The 17852-nt window shown below is 63.8% G+C and carries 17 protein-coding genes and 1 pseudogene; 9 read left to right on the top strand and 9 right to left on the bottom strand.

From position 1 onward, the window contains the following. Positions 1–15: 15 nt before the first annotated feature. The gene (gene argS, locus BSY17_RS16530; RefSeq protein ID WP_069066283.1) at positions 16–1740 is read right to left on the bottom strand and encodes an arginine--tRNA ligase; all 1725 of its coding nucleotides are present in this window, start codon (positions 1738–1740) and stop codon (positions 16–18) included. Positions 1741–1943: 203 nt separating this feature from the next. Beyond that, positions 1944–2552, bottom strand: a complete 609-nt coding sequence (locus BSY17_RS16525; RefSeq protein WP_037478756.1) for a hypothetical protein — start codon at positions 2550–2552, stop codon at positions 1944–1946. A gap of 168 nt (positions 2553–2720) precedes the next feature. Between BSY17_RS16525 and ispH the strand changes: the two genes are divergently transcribed. Genes ispH through rnhA form a run of 3 tightly spaced genes read left to right on the top strand, consistent with a single transcriptional unit; the run spans position 2721 to position 5152 of the window. Next, on the top strand, positions 2721–3680 hold the full coding sequence (gene ispH / locus BSY17_RS16520) for a 4-hydroxy-3-methylbut-2-enyl diphosphate reductase (RefSeq protein WP_069066282.1): 960 nt from the start codon (positions 2721–2723) through the stop codon (positions 3678–3680). 3 nt (positions 3681–3683) lie between these two features. Continuing rightward, positions 3684–4661, top strand: coding sequence for a homoserine kinase (gene thrB, locus BSY17_RS16515; RefSeq protein ID WP_069066281.1), 978 nt, complete (start codon positions 3684–3686; stop codon positions 4659–4661). A gap of 44 nt (positions 4662–4705) precedes the next feature. Then, complete coding sequence (gene rnhA, locus BSY17_RS16510) at positions 4706–5152, top strand: ribonuclease HI (protein WP_037476600.1); 447 nt, start codon at positions 4706–4708, stop codon at positions 5150–5152. A 13-nt stretch (positions 5153–5165) separates the two neighbouring features. Here rnhA and aguB read toward each other — a convergent pair whose 3' ends face one another. Then, on the bottom strand, positions 5166–6014 hold the full coding sequence (gene aguB, locus BSY17_RS16505; protein WP_069066280.1) for an N-carbamoylputrescine amidase: 849 nt from the start codon (positions 6012–6014) through the stop codon (positions 5166–5168). Positions 6015–6131: 117 nt separating this feature from the next. After that, positions 6132–7115: an agmatine deiminase family protein gene (locus tag BSY17_RS16500; RefSeq protein WP_069066279.1), complete on the bottom strand. Its 984-nt coding sequence runs from the start codon at positions 7113–7115 to the stop codon at positions 6132–6134. Between the two features lie 100 nt (positions 7116–7215). Here BSY17_RS16500 and BSY17_RS16495 point away from each other — a divergent pair, with 100 nt between their 5' ends. Beyond that, complete coding sequence (locus BSY17_RS16495; RefSeq protein ID WP_069066278.1) at positions 7216–7668, top strand: DUF6265 family protein; 453 nt, start codon at positions 7216–7218, stop codon at positions 7666–7668. A gap of 100 nt (positions 7669–7768) precedes the next feature. On the opposite strand, the gene BSY17_RS16490 is transcribed toward BSY17_RS16495, so the two are convergent. Then, positions 7769–9448, bottom strand: coding sequence for a M28 family peptidase (locus BSY17_RS16490; RefSeq protein ID WP_069066277.1), 1680 nt, complete (start codon positions 9446–9448; stop codon positions 7769–7771). Between the two features lie 131 nt (positions 9449–9579). Here BSY17_RS16490 and BSY17_RS16485 point away from each other — a divergent pair, with 131 nt between their 5' ends. Beyond that, positions 9580–11559: an alpha/beta hydrolase family protein gene (locus BSY17_RS16485; RefSeq protein ID WP_069067038.1), complete on the top strand. Its 1980-nt coding sequence runs from the start codon at positions 9580–9582 to the stop codon at positions 11557–11559. A 67-nt stretch (positions 11560–11626) separates the two neighbouring features. On the opposite strand, the gene rpsD is transcribed toward BSY17_RS16485, so the two are convergent. Further along, complete coding sequence (gene rpsD / locus BSY17_RS16480; protein ID WP_037476595.1) at positions 11627–12241, bottom strand: 30S ribosomal protein S4; 615 nt, start codon at positions 12239–12241, stop codon at positions 11627–11629. Between the two features lie 188 nt (positions 12242–12429). Here rpsD and BSY17_RS16475 point away from each other — a divergent pair, with 188 nt between their 5' ends. Continuing rightward, a complete protein-coding gene (locus BSY17_RS16475; protein WP_069066276.1) occupies positions 12430–12726 on the top strand; it encodes a chorismate mutase in 297 nt (98 codons plus the stop codon). Here the strand turns inward: BSY17_RS16475 and BSY17_RS16470 are convergent. After that, the gene (locus BSY17_RS16470; protein ID WP_069066275.1) at positions 12723–13859 is read right to left on the bottom strand and encodes a pyridoxal phosphate-dependent aminotransferase; all 1137 of its coding nucleotides are present in this window, start codon (positions 13857–13859) and stop codon (positions 12723–12725) included. The genes BSY17_RS16475 and BSY17_RS16470 overlap by 4 nt on opposite strands. A gap of 66 nt (positions 13860–13925) precedes the next feature. Between BSY17_RS16470 and BSY17_RS16465 the strand changes: the two genes are divergently transcribed. After that, positions 13926–14189 (top strand): hypothetical protein, encoded by a 264-nt coding sequence (locus BSY17_RS16465; protein ID WP_069066274.1) that lies wholly within the window; start codon positions 13926–13928, stop codon positions 14187–14189. On the opposite strand, the gene BSY17_RS16460 is transcribed toward BSY17_RS16465, so the two are convergent. Both BSY17_RS16460 and BSY17_RS16455 read right to left on the bottom strand, forming a co-directional pair. Further along, entirely contained in the window at positions 14166–15293 is a 1128-nt protein-coding gene (locus BSY17_RS16460; RefSeq protein ID WP_069066273.1) for an NAD(P)/FAD-dependent oxidoreductase, read from the bottom strand. The two genes, BSY17_RS16465 and BSY17_RS16460, sit on opposite strands and share 24 nt — an antisense overlap. After that, on the bottom strand, positions 15290–16267 hold the full coding sequence (locus BSY17_RS16455; protein WP_443019534.1) for an alpha/beta fold hydrolase: 978 nt from the start codon (positions 16265–16267) through the stop codon (positions 15290–15292). The genes BSY17_RS16460 and BSY17_RS16455 overlap by 4 nt, the downstream gene beginning before the upstream one ends. 42 nt (positions 16268–16309) lie before the next feature. Between BSY17_RS16455 and BSY17_RS16450 the strand changes: the two are divergent. Both BSY17_RS16450 and cpaB read left to right on the top strand, forming a co-directional pair. Beyond that, positions 16310–16790: pseudogene (locus tag BSY17_RS16450) on the top strand (A24 family peptidase). 48 nt (positions 16791–16838) lie between these two features. Further along, the gene (gene cpaB, locus BSY17_RS16445) at positions 16839–17852 is read left to right on the top strand and encodes a Flp pilus assembly protein CpaB (protein ID WP_037476589.1); all 1014 of its coding nucleotides are present in this window, start codon (positions 16839–16841) and stop codon (positions 17850–17852) included.

The following is a 17852-nucleotide window of genomic DNA, read 5'->3' as shown; positions in this document are numbered from 1 at the left end:
TCACTCCGCTTTCATTCACTGCATTTCGGTCAGCGCGACCACGCCCATCAGGGCGAGGCCGTTGCGGATAATCTGCCCTATTCCCTGCGCCAGGGAAAGCCGTGCCGCCGTCATCGCCGGATCGTCGGCCAGGATCACCCGCGCGCGCGGATCGTCATTGCCCATATTCCACCAGCCATGGAAAGCGGACGCCAAGTCATTGAGATAGAAGGCAATACGATGCGGCTCGCGCATCTGCGCTGCCCCTTCCACCACGCGCGGGAATTGCGCGGCGAGCTTGACCAGGCCCAATTCCGCCGTCCCAAGAAGGGACAGGTCGGCTGCGGGCAGCGCAATCCCCGCCTCCTGCGTCCGCCGTCCGAGCGAGGAAATGCGCGCATGGGCATATTGGACGTAGAAGACGGGGTTGTCCTTCGAGGCTTCCACCACCTTGGCGAAGTCGAAATCCATCTGCGCATCGGCCTTGCGCGTGAGCATGGTGAAGCGGACGACATCCTTGCCCACTTCGCCCACGACATCGGCGAGCGTTACGAAATTGCCCGCGCGTTTGGACATCTTCACCGGCTCGCCATCGCGCAGCAGGCGGACCATCTGAATGAGCTTGACGTCGAACCGCGCCTTGCCTTCCGTCAGCGCAGCGACCGCCGCCTGGATGCGCTTGACCGTCCCGGCATGGTCCGCGCCCCAAATGTCGATCAACTGGTCGGCAGACTGTGCCTTCTGATAATGATAGGCCATGTCGGCCCCGAAATAGGTCCAGCTGCCGTTCGACTTCTTGATCGGCCGGTCCTGATCGTCGCCGAACTTGGTCGAGCGGAACAGCGGCAGTTCGACCGGTTCCCAATCGTCGGGCAGTTCGCCCTTGGGCGCTTCTAGCACGCCATCATAGACCAGATCCTGCGCCCGCAGCCAGGCTTCGGCCTGTTCCGGCTTGCCTGCCGCCTGCAACTCCGCCTCGGAGGAGAAGATGTCGTGATGGATGCCGAGCAGCGCGAGATCGTCGCGGATCATGTCCATCATCTTCGCCACGGCGAAGGTGCGGAAGGTCACCAGCCAGTCACCCTCCGGCGCGTCCACGAACCGGTCGCCATATTCGGCGGCCAATGCCTGCCCGACCGGCACCAGATAATCGCCGGGATACAGGCCTTCGGGGATGGCGATCGTTTCGCCCAGCGCTTCGCGGTAGCGCAGGTGCGCCGAGCGGGCGAGGACATCGACCTGGCCGCCTGCGTCATTGATATAATATTCGCGGATCACCTTATGCCCGGCATATTCGAGCAAGGTGGCAAGCGCGTCGCCCACCACTGCGCCCCGGCAATGGCCCATATGCATGGGGCCGGTCGGGTTGGCGGAGACATATTCGATATTGACGGTGATGCCCTGCCCGACATCGGACCGGCCATAATCATCGCCATCGGTCTGGATCGCGGCCAGTTCCGCGCGCCATGTCGCATCGGTCAATGTCAGGTTGATGAAGCCCGGCCCGGCGATCGAGGCGCTGTCGACCTCTTCGAGCGCTTGCAGCTTGGTAACGATCGCCTCGGCCAAGGCGCGCGGGTTGGTGCCCGCGGGCTTGGCCAGCACCATCGCCGCATTGGTCGCCATGTCGCCATGGCTGGGGTCGCGCGGTGGCTCGACCGTCACCGGCTTGCGGTTGAGGCCAGCGGGCAGAATGCCCTCAGCCTCCAGCGCGTCCAGCACGGCATCGAGATGGGCGGTAAAACGAGTGTAAAGGGACATCAGATTATATCCTGCATCACAAAATGCCGTTCGTCCTGAGTAGCCCCTTCGACTGCCTGTCAAGGCGGGCGCTCAGGACAGGCATTGAGCGAAGTCGAAATGGCGTATCGAAGGATCTGCGCAGCGTGTGATGCTTCGATACGGGCCTTCGGCTTCGCTCAGTCCCTACTCAGCACGAACGGAGATAGGTTAATCGGGTAAGATTAGCGGGTCGCGTTATAGCGCAACTGATCCTGGGTCAGGTTGAACCCGACCAGCAGTTCGAAACTGGTTCGTGCCAGCGCGGCCTTGACGTCCGGCTGGGCGAAGGGGTCGATCGCGGCATCGGCGTCACCGGCCTTGCGCTTCTGGACGATCTTCGCCTGAATGTCGGCAGGCAGCGTCGCCGAGGATTTCTCGACATAGGAGGCGGCCTTCGCCTGCGCGCTGGCGCGATAGTCGCCCGGCGCGAAATTGAGCGTGACCTGGCCCACCCGCTTGGCGACCACGGCATTGCCGCCGCGCACCACGGCGGAATAATAAGGCAGCGTCACCTGCCGCGCCGCGCTCGCATCGCTGCGCCGGGCATTCACGGTGAAGGTCGCTTCAGTGTAGAATTGCGCGCCATCGGTGCAGGTCGATCGCAGGTCGGTGATGTTGGCCACCACGTCGATCGCCGAGGCATCGGTGCTGTTGGCTGGGTTGAACAGCGTGATGTCACCGGTATAGGCCGGCACCGCCGCCACCGGGCAAGCAGACCGCACTGCGACGATACCGCCGGACGCATCGATTTCTCCCCGGCGCGAACAGCCCGCCAGGGTCAAAGCCAGCATGGCAGTCAGGGCGACACGAGACAGACAGACGTTCCTTGGCACAGGCAGATAATCCTTGGCATGGCCCATCGGCCGAAAGCATCGCGCTTCCTTATCCATCCGCCGTCGCCCACGCAACCGGAAGGAAGCGGCTTTCCTCGTGGCTTACATTCGCCTAAGCGCGAAGACATGACCGAGCCCACCGCCGCCCGCCCGCCGATGACCCTCTTGATCGCTGCCCCACGCGGCTTTTGCGCCGGGGTCGACCGCGCCATCATCATCGTGGAAAAGGCGATCGAAGCCTATGGCGCGCCGGTCTATGTCCGCCATGAGATCGTCCACAACAAATATGTGGTGGACAGCCTGAAGGCGAAGGGCGCGATCTTTGTCGAGGAACTGGACCAGGTGCCAGATGGCGTACCGGTGGTCTTTTCCGCCCATGGCGTGCCCAAGGCCGTTCCCGCCAAGGCGGTGGAGCGTGGCCTGTCCTATCTCGACGCCACCTGCCCCTTGGTCAGCAAGGTGCATCGCCAGGCCGAACGGCAGGTCGAGCTTGGCCGCCACATCCTCTTCATCGGGCATAAGGGGCATCCCGAAGTCATCGGCACGTTCGGCCAGGTGCCCGACGGATCGATGACGCTCATCGAAACGGTCGAGGACGCAGAAGCGTTCGCGCCCACCGATGCCGACAATCTGGCGTTCCTGACGCAAACGACGCTGTCGGTGGACGATACCGCCGCGATCGTCGCCGTGCTGCAACGTCGCTTTCCCGACATCGCCGCGCCCAAGGGCGAGGATATCTGCTACGCCACGTCCAACCGCCAGACATCGGTCAAGGCGATCGCCCCTCGCTGCGATGCGCTCTATGTGATCGGCGCACCCAATAGTTCCAACTCGCTGCGACTGGTGGAGGTCGCCGAGCGCGAAGGCACCCGCGCCCGGCTGATCCAGCGCGCCGATGAAATCGACTTCGACTGGCTTGATGGGGTGACGACCTTGGGACTGACCGCTGGGGCGTCCGCACCCGAAATATTGGTCCGCGAAGTCGTGAATGGCCTTGCGGCGCGCTATGACGTGACGGAGGAAATTGTCGAAACCGCGCGCGAAAGCATCGCTTTCAAGCTACCGCGCGGGCTGGAGGCCGTCTGATCCATGGCCGTCTATACCCAGGTTCCGGCCGAAGAAATCGACGCCTTCCTCACCCGCTATGACGCTGGTCGCCTCGTTTCCGCCAAGGGGATCGCCGAAGGGGTCGAAAACAGTAATTATCTGCTCGAAACCACCGGCGCGGATGGTTCGGGCCATCGCTACATCCTCACCCTCTATGAAAAGCGGGTGGATGAAGCCGACCTGCCCTTTTTCATGGACCTGCTCGACCATCTGGGCGCGCGCGGCTGCCTTGTCCCCCGCTTCATCGCCGATCGCAGCGGCCAGCGATTGCAGCAGTTGGCGGGACGCCCGGCCTGCCTGATCGAGTTCCTGACCGGCATTTCCGTGACCGAGCCGACCCCGGCGCAATCGCGCGCGGCGGGCCAGGCGCTCGGCGAACTGCATCGCGCGGCCGACGGCTTTGCGAGCGAACGCCCCAACGCGCTCGACAAGGCGGGCTGGCATGATCTGGCGCGCAAATGCGGCGCGGATTTCGACCAGATCGCCCCCGGCCTCGCCGCACGGGTCGTTGATGAACTGGCTTTTCTCGACGCCCACTGGCCAGCCGACCTGCCGCGAAGCGTCATCCATGCCGACCTGTTCCCCGACAATGTGCTGATGCTGGGCGACCGGGTGACCGGCCTCATCGACTTCTATTTCAGCTGCACCGATGTCCGTGCCTATGACCTGGCCATCACCCATAGCGCCTGGACGTTCAGCCATGACGGCGCGACCTTCTTTGGCGATCGGGCCGTGGCGCTGGGTGCGGGCTATGCCCAGGCGCATGGGCTGACCGATGCGGAACGCGCCGCCTTCCCGATCCTGTGCCGCGGCGCGGCGCTGCGGTTCCTGCTGACCCGCGCCTATGATTGGATCAACACGCCGGCCGACGCGCTGGTGACGCGCAAAGACCCGCTCGCCTATTTGCGCCGGCTCGACTTCTACGCCAACGCCGACGCAGCCGACCTGCTCGGCGCATAACCCATGATCCGGTCGCCTCTTTCGATGCGATCGGAGGAGACAGCATGACCGACCTGCCCACCGTAGAGATTTTCACCGATGGCGCGTGCAAGGGCAATCCCGGCCCCGGCGGCTGGGGCGCGGTGCTGCGCTTTGGCGCGAAGGAAAAGGAAATATCGGGCGGCGAGGCGCAGACCACTAATAACCGGATGGAGATGATGGCCGCGGTCGAGGCGCTCAATGCGCTAAGCAAACCCTGCCGCGTGACGCTCTATACCGACAGCAAATATGTGATGGACGGCATCACCAAATGGATTTTCGGCTGGCAGAAAAATGGCTGGAAAACCGCTGACCGCAAGCCGGTGAAGAATGCCGAGGTCTGGCAGCTATTGGTGCAGGCCACCGCCCGGCATCAAGTGACCTGGCAATGGGTCAAAGGCCATGCCGGTCACCCGGAAAATGAGCGCGCCGACCAACTCGCCTGCGCCGCGGCGGAGAGCTTCCGCCGCTGACGCCTGCCTCGCGTCAGATATCCTGCGCGATCCGCCAATATAGCTCCGGCCGCCGGTCGCGGAAGAAGCCCATCCCTGCGCGATGGGTACGCGCCTGCGCCAGGTCCAGCGTCGCCACCAGCGCACCAAAATCCTTGGCATCGCCATCAGCGATCAGGTCGCCCCATTCGTCGCTGATGAAGCTGTGGCCGTAGAAACGCTGGCCATCCTCCTCGCCGATGCGGTTGGCGGCGATCACTGGCATGCAATTGCTGACCGCATGGCCGATCATCGCCCGCCGCCACATGCGGCTGGTGTCGAGGTCCGCATCATAGGGTTCCGATCCGATCGCGGTCGGGTAAAACAGCATCTCCGCGCCCATCAGCGCCATCACCCGCGCACATTCGGGATACCATTGGTCCCAGCAGATGCCGACGCCGATCGTGCCATATTTGGTCGGCCACACCTTGAAGCCGGTATTGCCGGGGCGGAAATAATATTTCTCCTCATAGCCCGGCCCGTCAGGAATATGGCTTTTGCGGTACACGCCCATAATCTCGCCCTGGTCATCGATCATCGCGAGCGAGTTATAATGATGCTGGCCGTCGCGCTCGAAATAGCTGGTCGGGATATAAACGCCCAGATCCTTGGCCAGCTTGCGCATCTCCTGCACCGCCGGATGGCTGTCGGTCGGCTGCGCCAGCGCGAACAGCGCTTCGTCCTCGACGCGGCAGAAATAGGGGCCTTCGAACAATTCGGGCGGCAGGATGATCTTCGCCCCGCGCGCGGCGGCCTTGGTCACATGCTCGGCCACCTTGGCGATATTCTCGCCCATATCGTCCGAAAAGCTGAGCTGGAGCGCGGCAACGGTTACTTTGGTCATGTCGTCTATTTCTCCGTTCGCCCTGAGCCTGTCGAAGGGCTCCACCGAGCGATAGCGAGGTGCCTTCGCTTGCGCTCAGGCGCGGGCTTCGACTTCGCTCAGCCCGAACGGTTGATGTTAAACACTTGGCATTTGCTGGCTGCAGCAATGAAAACTGCCGCCGCCTGACAATATGGCATCGCTGCGCAGCCCGACAATATCCCGCCCCGGAAAGAAGGGTGCCAGCGCGTCGAGCGCCGCCTGATCATTGGGCTGGCCATAGATGGGCACGATGACGGCCGCGTTGCCGACATAGAAATTCATGTAGCTGGCTGGAATGGCCTCGCCATCGACCATCACCCGCCCCGGCGACGGCATGTCCACCACGGTAACGCCATGGGCGCTCGCCCGCGCGCGTGCGTCGGCGTAGATCGCCGCATTGGGATCATCCTCCGTCGTCGCGATCGGCAGTGCCAGCAGCCCTTCGCCCACGAACCGCGCCAGATTATCGACATGGCCATCGGTATGGTCGTTCAGCAATCCGTCACCCAGCCAGAGCATGTCGGAGAGGCCGAGGCTCCCGGCCAGCAGCGTTTCGATCTTGCCCCGGTCGAGGTCCGGGTTGCGATTGGGATGGAGCAGGCATTGTTCGGTGGTCACGAACAGGCCAGTGCCATCGGTATCGACCGCGCCGCCCTCGAACACCCAATGCTGCGTCGATGTGGGCAAGCCGGTGGTCGCCGCCAGCCGTGCGCCGATATCTTCGTCGCCCGCCATCTGATATTTGCCGCCCCAGCCGTTGAAGCCGAAATCGACCAAAGCCCGCGCATGGCCGTTCAGCACGGCGATCGGCGCGGTATCGCGTAGCCAGACGTCTCCCAACTGCTGCACGACGATCGACACGCCGGGCGCGACCAAGGCCCGCGCGGCATCGGCATCACCCTCGTTCGCCACGACCAGCCGCACCTCTTCGCCGCGTCCATCCGCATGGAGTGCACTGGCAAAGGCGGCGATCTGCGTCCGGGCGGCATCGAATGCGCCGGGCCATTCAGCGGGGTTGGTCGGAAAGCCGATCCAGGTCCAGTCGTGCGGTGCCCATTCGGCAGGCATACGGAAAGTCATGCAATGTCGTCCTTACTCGGCGTAAAGGCCGATCCGTGATAGCGGGCGTTAGGCGCGCTCCATAGCGTGCCGGATCGGGTCTGGACAGAGGGCGGAAGCCATGAAGAGAAGAGTTTCGACGATCATAGCGGCGCTGTTGCTGGCGCTGCCCGTCCACGGCAGCGCAGGCGAATTGCCCGATTGGCTGACCGGGGAATGGGTGCAGAAGCGCGACGATCGCTGGAGCGAGGAAGTGTGGACGCTGCCACGCGGCGGCGTGATGATCGGCGTGGGGCGCACCGGGCGCGGCGAAAAACTGCAGTCCTGGGAAGTGATGCGCATCGTCCGCGCAGCCGACGGATCGCTCGCCTTTCACGGCGCCCCCGAAGGCGGCCTGGCGACCATTTTCCCAGCGATAGCCGAAGGGGTGCGGGACATCAGCTTCGCCAATCCCACCCATGATTATCCGCAACGCATCCGCTATTGGCGGGAGGGGCGCCTGCTCATGGCCGAAACGGCGAATATGGATGGCAGCCGGGCGCAGAATTGGACCTATGCCCCGGCCGGTGAGTGACGCACAAAATCGCCGTTCGCTTCGAGCGAAGTCGAGAAGCGGAAGCGCGGTGCCAGCGTTTCTCGACTTCGCGCGAAACGAACATAGCTTTGTTGACTGACTATTTCCCTGCCCGGTCCTTGTCACGGATGGCGCGAAATTCGTCACCGTCCACCCAGTTGGGCCAGTCGGTCGTATTCGCCAGATCGCGGCCGACCGTATAATAGAGTTTCAGGTCGGCCAGCACCCCGGTCCAATCCCAATTGGGATCATATTCATCCTTTGGCCCATGATAGCGGTTCTTGGTATAATCCTCTGCAGCGGCCATACCCGCCGCCGTGCCGCCATTGACCAGATCCTCGCCACCTTCGAAATAGAGCATCGGCAGGCCGTGCTTGGCGAAGCTGAAATGGTCAGAGCGATAATAATAGCCCTTCTCCGGCGTCGGCTCCACCGTCGCGACCCGATCCTGCGCGGCCAAGGCGCTGTCGAGATAGGCATCAAGCTGCGACTTGCCCTTGCCGATCACCACCACATTCTTGGCGCGCCCCGCGACCGACAGCGCATCCATGTTCACGCCACCAACGGTCTGGTTGAACGGGACCACCGGATTGCTGCCATAATAGGCCGACCCCAATAGCCCCGATTCCTCCGCCGTCACCGCCAGGAACACTTGGCTGCGATCGGTCGGCCCCGCCTTCACATTGGCCTCCGCCAGCGCCACCAGCGCCGCAGTGCCAGTCGCATTGTCGACCGCGCCGTTGCAAATATCGTCGCCATCGGGCGCGGCCTGGCACCGGCCCAGATGGTCCCAATGTGCGCTGTAGAGGACATATTCATCGGGGTGCGTCTTGCCGGGCAGCAGCGCGACGACATTCTTCGAACTATGTTTGCGCAGGTCATTGTCGAACGACACCGACGCCTTGACCGCGCCCAGCGGCACCGCCTTGAACCCGGCCTGCTTGGCGGCTGCCATCTGCGCGGTCAGGTCCAGCCCGGCGCTGGCGAACAGGACCGCCGCCTTGTCCTTTTGAATCCAGCCGATCGCCGAAGATTGCTTGGCATTGCCATCCGCACTGTCGGCGACATGCTGCGCGCCAGTCCAGCTCGATTGCACGACGTTCCAGCCATAGGCGGCGGGCACCGTATCATGCACGATGATCGCGGCAGCCGCGCCCTGTCGCGCCGCTTCCTCATATTTATAGGTCCAGCGGCCATAATAAGTCATCGCCCGGCCATTGAACGGCCCGGTCAGGCCCGTCGCCTCATAGTCGGGATCATTGACCAGGATGATGACGGTCTTGCCCTTCACATCGACGCCGGCATAGTCGTTCCAGCCCTTTTCGGGCGCATTGATGCCATAGCCCACGAAGACGACCGGGCTGTCCTTGATCGCGATCTTCGGCTGGGTCGTGCGATAGGTGCCGACCACCATTTCGGGGCCATAGCTGGCGCTGACCGCACTCTTGCCACCCGTGAAAGTCAGCGGCGACACATTCTTGGCATTGATCTCGACCAGCGGGACATCCTGAAACCAGCTGCCCTTATTGCCTGGCTTCAGCCCCAGCTTGCTGAACTCCGCCACCAGCAGCGCCAACGTCTTCTCCTCGCCCGCAGAGCCAGGCGCGCGGCCCTCATAGGCGTCGGACGACATTTCCTGCACCAGCCGCTTCATCGTGTCGATCGATGGCTCGGCACCATTGGGCGCCGCAGCGACCGACGCGGGCGGCGCATCCATGCCATCGGTGGCGCAGGCGGAAAGGGCGAGAACGGCGGCAATCGCCGCGATGGAGCTACGCATGAAAGGCACCCTTTATTCTTGTGATAGCAGGGTGATGCCACTGTGCGGGACACAGGGCAAGCAAGGCCGTTGCCAAGTCTGCAGCGCTCGCCTAGCCATTTGTTACTGGGGCAATGGGGGAGTGAATGGGCATGATCGGATATCGCAAGGCAGTGATCATGGCGGCGCTGGCCACCGGAACCGCGCCGGTCGCGCTGGCGCAAACCCCGCCCGATGCCCTCGCCAAGGCCTTTGGCGCGCGCGAAACCGTGATTTCCGCCAGCATTTCGCCCGATGGCCAGAAAATCGCGCTGATCGCAGCGGGGCCAGGACGAACGAGCCGCGCCTATGTGTTGGAGGCCAAGGAAGGTGCGGAGTTGACGGTGGCGGCCACGACCACCGGTAAACCGGAATATCTCTCCAGCTGCGATTGGGTCGCGACCGATCGCCTAGCTTGCCAGATTTATGGCGAAAGCCGCTATGCCGACGACGTCTATGGCTTCAGCAACATTTTCGCGGTGGATGCATCCGGCGGCAACGCCAAACTGCTGAGCCAGCGGCGGGGCCAAAATGCGTTGCATGCCGATTTTCGCGGGGGTGACATCGTCGATCTGCTGCCTGGCGAAGACGGCGCGATATTGATGACCCGATCCTATGTCCCTGAAGCCAAGATCGGCAGCCTTGTGGAAAAGCGACTGGAGGGGCTCGGCGTCGATCGCATCGACACCCGCAGTGGCAGCGGGAAACGGGTTGAAACACCGGCCAAATTGGCAGTCGATTATATTTCGGACGGCGTCGGTACAGTTCGGATCATGGGACTGCAGGAGATCAAGGGAACCGGCTATTCCAAGGGAACCTATAAATTCCTCTATCGCCCACAAGGCAAGTCGGGCTGGGACGACCTTTCGACCTACGACGTGCGCGACAATAGCGGCTTCTATCCCCTCGCCGTCGATCCGCAGCAGAATATCGCCTATGGCTTTGAAAAGACAAACGGTCGCGACGCGCTGGTCTCGATCGCGCTTGACCCCGGCCAGGAAAAGAAAGTCGTCTTCGCCCATCCGCAAGTCGACGTGACCGGATTGATCCGGGTCGGCCGCGACCGCCGGGTCGTGGGCGTCAGCTATGTGCTGGAGCATCGCGAAGCCGTGTATTTCGACAAAGACGCAGCTTCTCTTGTTACCTCATTGGGTAAGGCGCTGGGTGGCAAGGCTGTTCACATCGGCGACATGAGCAGCGATGGGCAGCGGGTGCTGGTATGGGCCGGCAGCGACATCGATCCGGGCCAATATTATCTGTTCGACCGGACGGCGCGCAAATTGTCGCCCCTGATGCCGGATCGTCCCGAACTAGCGGGCCGCCAGCTCGCCACGATGCAATCGACGAGCTTCAAGGCGAGTGATGGGGTAACGATCCCAGCCTATCTGACGCTGCCGCCCGGCAAAGAAAGCGCCAAGGGTCTGCCCGCCATCGTCCTGCCCCATGGCGGCCCGGAGTCGCGGGACGAATGGGGTTTCGACTGGTTGGTGCAATATTATGCGGCGCGAGGCTTCGCCGTAATCCAGCCGCAGTTTCGCGGTTCCTATGGTTTTGGCGAACAATGGCTGATGCAAAATGGCTATCGATCCTGGCGCAAGGCGATCGGCGACGTCGTGGACGCCGGACGCTGGCTGGTGGCACAGGGCATTGCCGACCCGGCGAAGCTGACCATCGCGGGCTGGTCCTATGGCGGCTATGCGGCGCTGCAGGCGCAGGTCATCGACCCCGATCTGTTCAAGGCGGTGGTCGCCATCGCGCCCGTCACGGATTTCGGCGATCGATTGCGCCGCGCGCAATATGACAGCAGTTACCTCGTTCAGCAGCAGCGCATGGGCACTGGCCCGGAGGCCGAAGACGCTTCGCCATCAAGCCATGCCGCGCAATTCCGCGCCCCGGTCCTGATGTTTCACGGCACAAACGACGGCAATGTCGACATCAGCCAGGCAAAAATCATGCAAGGCAAACTTGAAGGCGCAGGCAAGCGCAGCCGCTTGGTCATCTATGACGGGCTGGCGCACAGTCTGAACGACAGCGATGCGCGCGCCGACATGCTCCAGCAGAGCGCCGACTTCCTGCTCGCGGCGGGGAAATAGCCCCCCATAAGAAAAGGGCGGCTCCTTGCGGAACCGCCCTTTTTCGTGGAGCCTGTCGGAAAACCGATTAGCGCGAATAGAATTCGACGACCAGGTTCGGTTCCATCTTCACCGGATAAGGCACTTCGTCCAGCGTCGGCACGCGGACATAGCTGACCTTGGCGGCACCGTCGGGGGCGACATAGTCGGGGATGTCGCGCTCGGCCAGGGCCTGTGCTTCCATCACCAGCGCCATTTCCTGCGCCTTCTTACCCAGCGTGATCTCGTCGCCCGGCTTCACCAGACGCGACGCGATGTTGCACTTGACGCCGTTCACATAAATGTGGCCGTGCGAAACGATCTGGCGGGCCGAAAAGATGGTCGGCGCGAACTTGGCGCGATAGACGACGGCGTCCAGGCGGCGCTCCAGCAGACCGATAAGGTTCTGGCCGGTGTCGCCCTTCATGCGGCTCGCTTCGAAATAGTTCTTCTTGAACTGCTTCTCGGTGATGTCGCCATAATAGCCCTTGAGCTTCTGCTTGGCGCGCAGCTGGATGCCGTAGTCGGACACCTTGCCCTTGCGGCGCTGACCATGCTGACCCGGACCATATTCGCGCTTGTTGACAGGCGACTTGGGACGGCCCCAGATGTTCTCGCCCATGCGACGGTCGAGTTTATACTTGGCGCTGGTGCGCTTCGTCATGATAATTCCTTCGATATGCTAACAACGTTACCCCGGTATCGCCTACGTCCGTATTGCGTCGAAACGCTCAGGGGCAGGGCCACCGCTTCACCGGGATGCGGGACCAATCGCGAAGGCGCGCCTATGGAGAGAAGGGCCGGGCATGTCAACCCTCGACAGGGCTGGACGCGCGGCCTAGTCCGGCACTCATGAACCCTGACGACTATAGCAGCATGGCGCAGGTGCGCGTGGGCGTCGATGCGCTGGATCGCCAGCTCATCGCGCTTCTTGCCGAGCGCTTCGCGCATATGCGCGCCGCCGCCCGAATCAAGCCCGATCGCAGCGCCGTGCGCGATGAGGCCCGCAAGGCGCAGGTCATCGCCAATGCCTGCGCCGAGGCGGAGCGGCTGGGTGCGCCTGCCGACATCGTTGCCGACCTGTGGGAGCAACTGGTCGAAGCGTCGATCGCCTATGAGATGGCGACGTTCGACCGGACGCGGGGTTAAGCACCGCCCTGCGCCGCGAACCAGGGGATCATTCGCGCGATCGCGTCCTCGACCCGGTCGGTCGATACCGCAAAGCTGAAGCGGATGAAGCGATGCCCATCGACCGGATCGAAATCGATCCCCGGCGCGGTCGCCACCCCCGTCTCGCGCAACAGCCGCTGGCAAAAGCCAAGGCTGTCCTGCGTCAGATGCCCGACATCGGCATAGATATAGAAAGCGCCATCGGGCGGCGCGATCCGTGCCAGCCCCAGCGCGGGCAGCGCGTCGAGCAGCAATTGCCGATTGCGGCGATAGGTTTCGACATGCGCCTCCAACTCATCGGTGCAATCGAATGCCGCCAGCCCCGCTTGCTGCGCCAGCACCGGCGGCGTCAGGAACAAATTGCCCATTCGCGCCCGCGCCGCGTCGATCAGGGCGGGCGGCACCACGATCCAGCCCAGCCGCCACCCGGCCATGCTGAAATATTTGGAAAAACTGTTCACGATCACCGCATCGGGCGCATATTCGAGCATCGAATGGGCCGACTCGCCAAAGCTCAGTCCATGATAGATTTCGTCCGACACGATGCGGATGCCGCGATCGGCACAGACCTGCGCGATCCGAGCCAGTTCGTCGGCGGGAATTATGGTGCCGGTTGGATTGGCCGGACTGGCCAGGATCAGCCCGTCAGGCGCGGGATCAAGCGCAGCCAAAGCCGCTGCGCTGATCTGGTAGCGCTCGGCCGGGCCGCATCCGACCTCGACCGGTTCCAGATAGAGCGCCTTCAAGGTGTTGCGATAAGCGACATAGCCCGGCCGGGCCGTCGCGACCCGCGCGCCGGGCGCAAACAGGCTGGTCAGCGCCAGCACCAGACCCGGCGACGCGCCACAGGTGAGCAGCACCTGCTCGGCCTCCACCGAAACGCCATGCCGTTCGGTATAAAGATGCGCGATCCGCTCCTTGAGCGCTTGGCTTTCCCAATAGCCCATCGGATCGGTATCCAGCACATGATGCGCCCTGGCGATGGCGGCGGCAGGCGCGCCGGTCGATGGCTGGCCGAATTCCATATGCAGGATGGAACGGCCCTGCGCTTCGAGGGCATGGGCTTCGCGGCTGATGGCGATGGCGTGGAACGGGTCGATGCTGGCGATCATGCGCGCCTGCCTAGGCCGCTGCCTACCTGATCGCAACCATGGCGCTGGCCCGGCGTTCAAAGATCCATGTCCGACACCATCCTCACTGCCCTGCAATATTATGGCGCGGGCGCCGCCACGTTGGCGGCCTTGATCGTCTCACTGAACCTTGGCCGACGGATCACCGGCTGGGCCTTCGTGCTGTTCGTCACCAGCTCGATCGCGTTGATCGCTTGGGGCTTTCTGGCCGAGGATAGCGAGGGGATTGGCTGGCAGAATGTCGCGCTGCTCGTCATCAACGCCGTGGGCGTGTGGCGCTATTTGATTTCAAAGCACAAGCCGCGCGATTGACGATCGAAACCTGGCCGGATCATAGGTGGCAGCATCGATCGCCGCGAGAGGGTCTGGTGGCGCAACGCCCCGGATCAGGCTGGCCGCCAACATCGCAGCAGCCGGTGCCGTCTGGATGCCGAAACCGCCCTGCCCCGCAAACCAGAAAAAGCCCGGCGTGTCGGGATCGAAGCCATAGACCGGCGCGCGATCGGGCGCGAAACTGCGCAAGCCGGCCCAGCGATGCTCGATGCCCGCGACGGGCCATTCAACCACCGCCTCGAACCGCGCCACCGCCTGCGCCACGGCCATCTCTTCCGGCGCAGCATCGCAGGGTGGCGAGGGCACTTCGTCATGCGGGGTCAGCCACACCCGGTCGCGCCCTTCCGGCTTGAAATAAAAGCCACCGCCAAGATCCATCACCAGCGGCAGGTCGGGCGACGGCAAGGACGGCACGCGCAATTGCGCCACCGTCCGCCGCAACGGCGTGATCCCGACCGGCGCGACACCACAGGCCTGCGCGACATCATCCGCCCAGGCGCCCGCTGCATTGACGATCAGCCCACAATCCAGCGGCCCGTCCGCTGTCTCGATCCGCCAGCCACTCCCCTCGCGCCGTGCGCTGATCAGCCGCGCGCCCAGTTGCATCGCCCCCCCGCGCCGACGCAATTGCCGCAACCATGCCTGATGCAGCGCCGCGACATCGATATCGCGGCAGCTCGCCTCCATCACGCCCAGCGTCCAGTCGGGCCTTAGTCCCGGCACATAGGCGGCCGGATCGACCGGCTGCAAATCCACCCTGCCCGCAAAATCCGCGATCAGCGCATCGCGCGCCGCTTCATCCGAAGCCCGCCCGATATGCAGGGTGCGGCGCGGCGACAGGAAGCTGCCGTCATGAAAGTCGGGATCGGGGGCCGCCAGCATTGGTCCCGATGCCGTGGTCAGCGGCTGGACCGCCGGGCCGCCATAGGTTTCTTCCCAGAAGGCCACGGACCGGCCGGTCGCATGATAGCCCGCCTGCCGCTCCATCTCCAAAACCAGCACGCGGCCATGCGCCGCCAGTTCCGCACCCAGGCTGGCCCCCGCCATCCCGCCACCGACAATCACGATATCGGGCAGGCTCACCGGGCGGCCTCATCCAGAAAAGCATCGATCCGCCCCAGCGCATCCAGACGTACCCCGTCCAGTTCGCGCAGGATTTCATGCGCCGCCTCGCGCCCATAGACATGCAGTTGCGCACCCGAAATGCGGGCCGCCGCCGCCCGGATGGCGGGCGTGGACACCAGCTGATCCACGCGCGTCGCCAATATCAACAAAGGCACGTCGATCTGCGTGAGGCCGTCGCCTTGGCTTAGCGCTTGCGTCGATTCGAGCGCCTGCGCGACCCAGTTCCAGCTTGGCGGTCCCAAGGCGATCTCGCGACTATGGTCACGCCACCATAGTTCGTCGGCATAACGTTCCGGGTCATGCGTCAGGCGCTTCTGCCGCACTCGCCGCTGCCGCTCCGAATCCTCCTTCTGCGTCCAGGCACGCAGCCGCCCCTTGCCACGCCGGATCATCCCCTGTGCGACCATCACCGCCAGCCAGCGTGGCAGCGGCGCACTGTGCAGGCCCAGCATCGGCGCGACAGCAACCGCTACATCGGGTGGCGTCATCCCCTCGGCCAGCGCCCGCAACAGCATATGCCCGCCCATGCTATGCGCCACCATCGCGCTTGGCCCGCTACCCTGCGCCCGCCAATCATCGGCCAGGGCGCGCAGGTCCGTAATATAGTCGGCGAAATCGTCGATATGCCCGCAGAGCAGGTCATCCGTCAGACGACCCGACCCGCCCTGTCCGCGCCAATCGAAACTGGTGACGGCCCAACCGCGCGCCGCCCAATGGGCGATAACTTCCAGATATTTTTCGATCATGTCGCCGCGCCCGCCCATGACGAGCATGCGCCCGCGCGCGCCGCTGCCCAATTGGTAACGGCGAATCGGCCAGCCGTCGGGCGCGGTCCAATAGTCCAGCCGCCCGCCCATCGGCCAGGCGCGCCGGTCCAGAACCGGTGTGTCGAAGGCCGGAGCCGGAGAAAGGGGCGAATCCATGAACCGCATGGTTACGGTTTGGTAAGTCATCAGGTCTAGGGAATAGTGCCCATGTTAGGGGAATATTTCCGGCTGGCGCTGATCGTCGCCCTGGGCACGCTGCTGATTGCGGCGGCGATCACCGATTTGCGCGCGCGGATCATTTCCAACCGGCTCAACTTCGTCATCGCCGCGCTCGCGCCGCTCTGGTGGATCGCCTGTGGCCTCAACCTGTGGCCCGATGTCGCGGTGCAACTGCTGGTGGGCGGCATCGTCTTCATCCTCTTTGCCGCTCTATTCTCGATGGGCATGATGGGCGGTGGCGACGTCAAGCTGCTCGCTGCTTTGGCGCTGTGGTTTCCCTGGCAAGCGGTCATCTCGCTGCTGGTACTGATGGCGCTGCTGGGCGGCCTCGTAACCCTGGTGACCGTGATCCATCACCGCATGACCCGGCGGCTGGGCCAGCCCGAAATACCTTATGGCGTGGCGATCTCACTCGCCGCTTTGTGGCTGCTACCTTGGCCAACGATATCTTAACCAATTTACGGGATGAGTAGGGCACTGGGGGCAGTGTAGCCGCTTGAGGGAGGCGAATTTCGTCATGGATGCCAAGAAGATCGTGCTGCTGGTGGGGGCGCTTATCATAGCAGTCACTACAGCCTTGCTTGCACGCAACATGTTGAGTTCTTCGAGCACGCCGCAGGCCACCGCCTCGTCGATGCCGACCGAAGCGGATCAGCCCCATGTGCTGGTTGCGACCAAGGCCTTGCCCGTCGGCACCATCCTCGATGCGGAAAGTTTCCGCTTCCAGCCCTGGCCCAAGGATCTGATCGAACAGGCCTATTATCTCAAGGGGCAGGCCGATCCGGTCAAGCTTGCAGGCAGCGTCGTACGCACCGCCATCTCCGCCGGGCAGCCCTTGACCCAGGGTGGCCTGGTCAAGCCGGGCGATCGGGGCTTCCTCGCCGCCGCGCTTGGCGCTGGCATGCGCGCCGTGACCGTGCCCGTTTCGGCACAAAGTTCGGTTGCGGGCTTCGTCTTTCCGGGTGACCGCATCGACCTCGTCCTGACGCAAAGCGTTGCGGGCGGCGGCGATGGCGAACCGCTCCGCGTGTCGGAAACCATCCTGCGCAACATCCGCGTCCTGGCCACGGACCAGCGAATGGATGCGATGGGTGAAGACGGCAAGCCGGTGGTGCAGACCTATTCCAACGTCACGATCGAAGTGACGCCCAAGATTGCCGAGAAGATCGCGGTCGCTCAGACGGTCGGCTCCTTGTCGCTGTCGCTGCGCTCGCTGGCCGACAATTCCTCCGACCTGGACGCGGCCATTGCCGGCACCGACGTCGAACTGCCCGATGGGGCCAGCCCGAACGCCGAAAAGGCACTGCTTGCCAAGCTCGCGTCGCGCCCGGTCGATCGTGGTGCCACCTATTCCACCGGCGCCGACGTCTCGCGCTATCAGCGCAGTTCCGTCCCCGCCAAGGCCGAAGCGCCTATGCCACCGATGGTCGCCGCCAATGGCGCACCGATGGGCACGGTGGCCTTCAAAGGCCCAGTCATCCGCGTGGCCCGCGGTACCAGCGTGACCGAAGTTCCGGTCGGGGGGAAGTAA

It is taken from the genome of Sphingobium sp. RAC03 (genome assembly GCF_001713415.1).
GTDB lineage: Bacteria > Pseudomonadota > Alphaproteobacteria > Sphingomonadales > Sphingomonadaceae > Sphingobium.
Note: the sequence above shows the minus strand (reverse complement) of the source record. Positions and strands in the feature narration are given on the sequence as shown.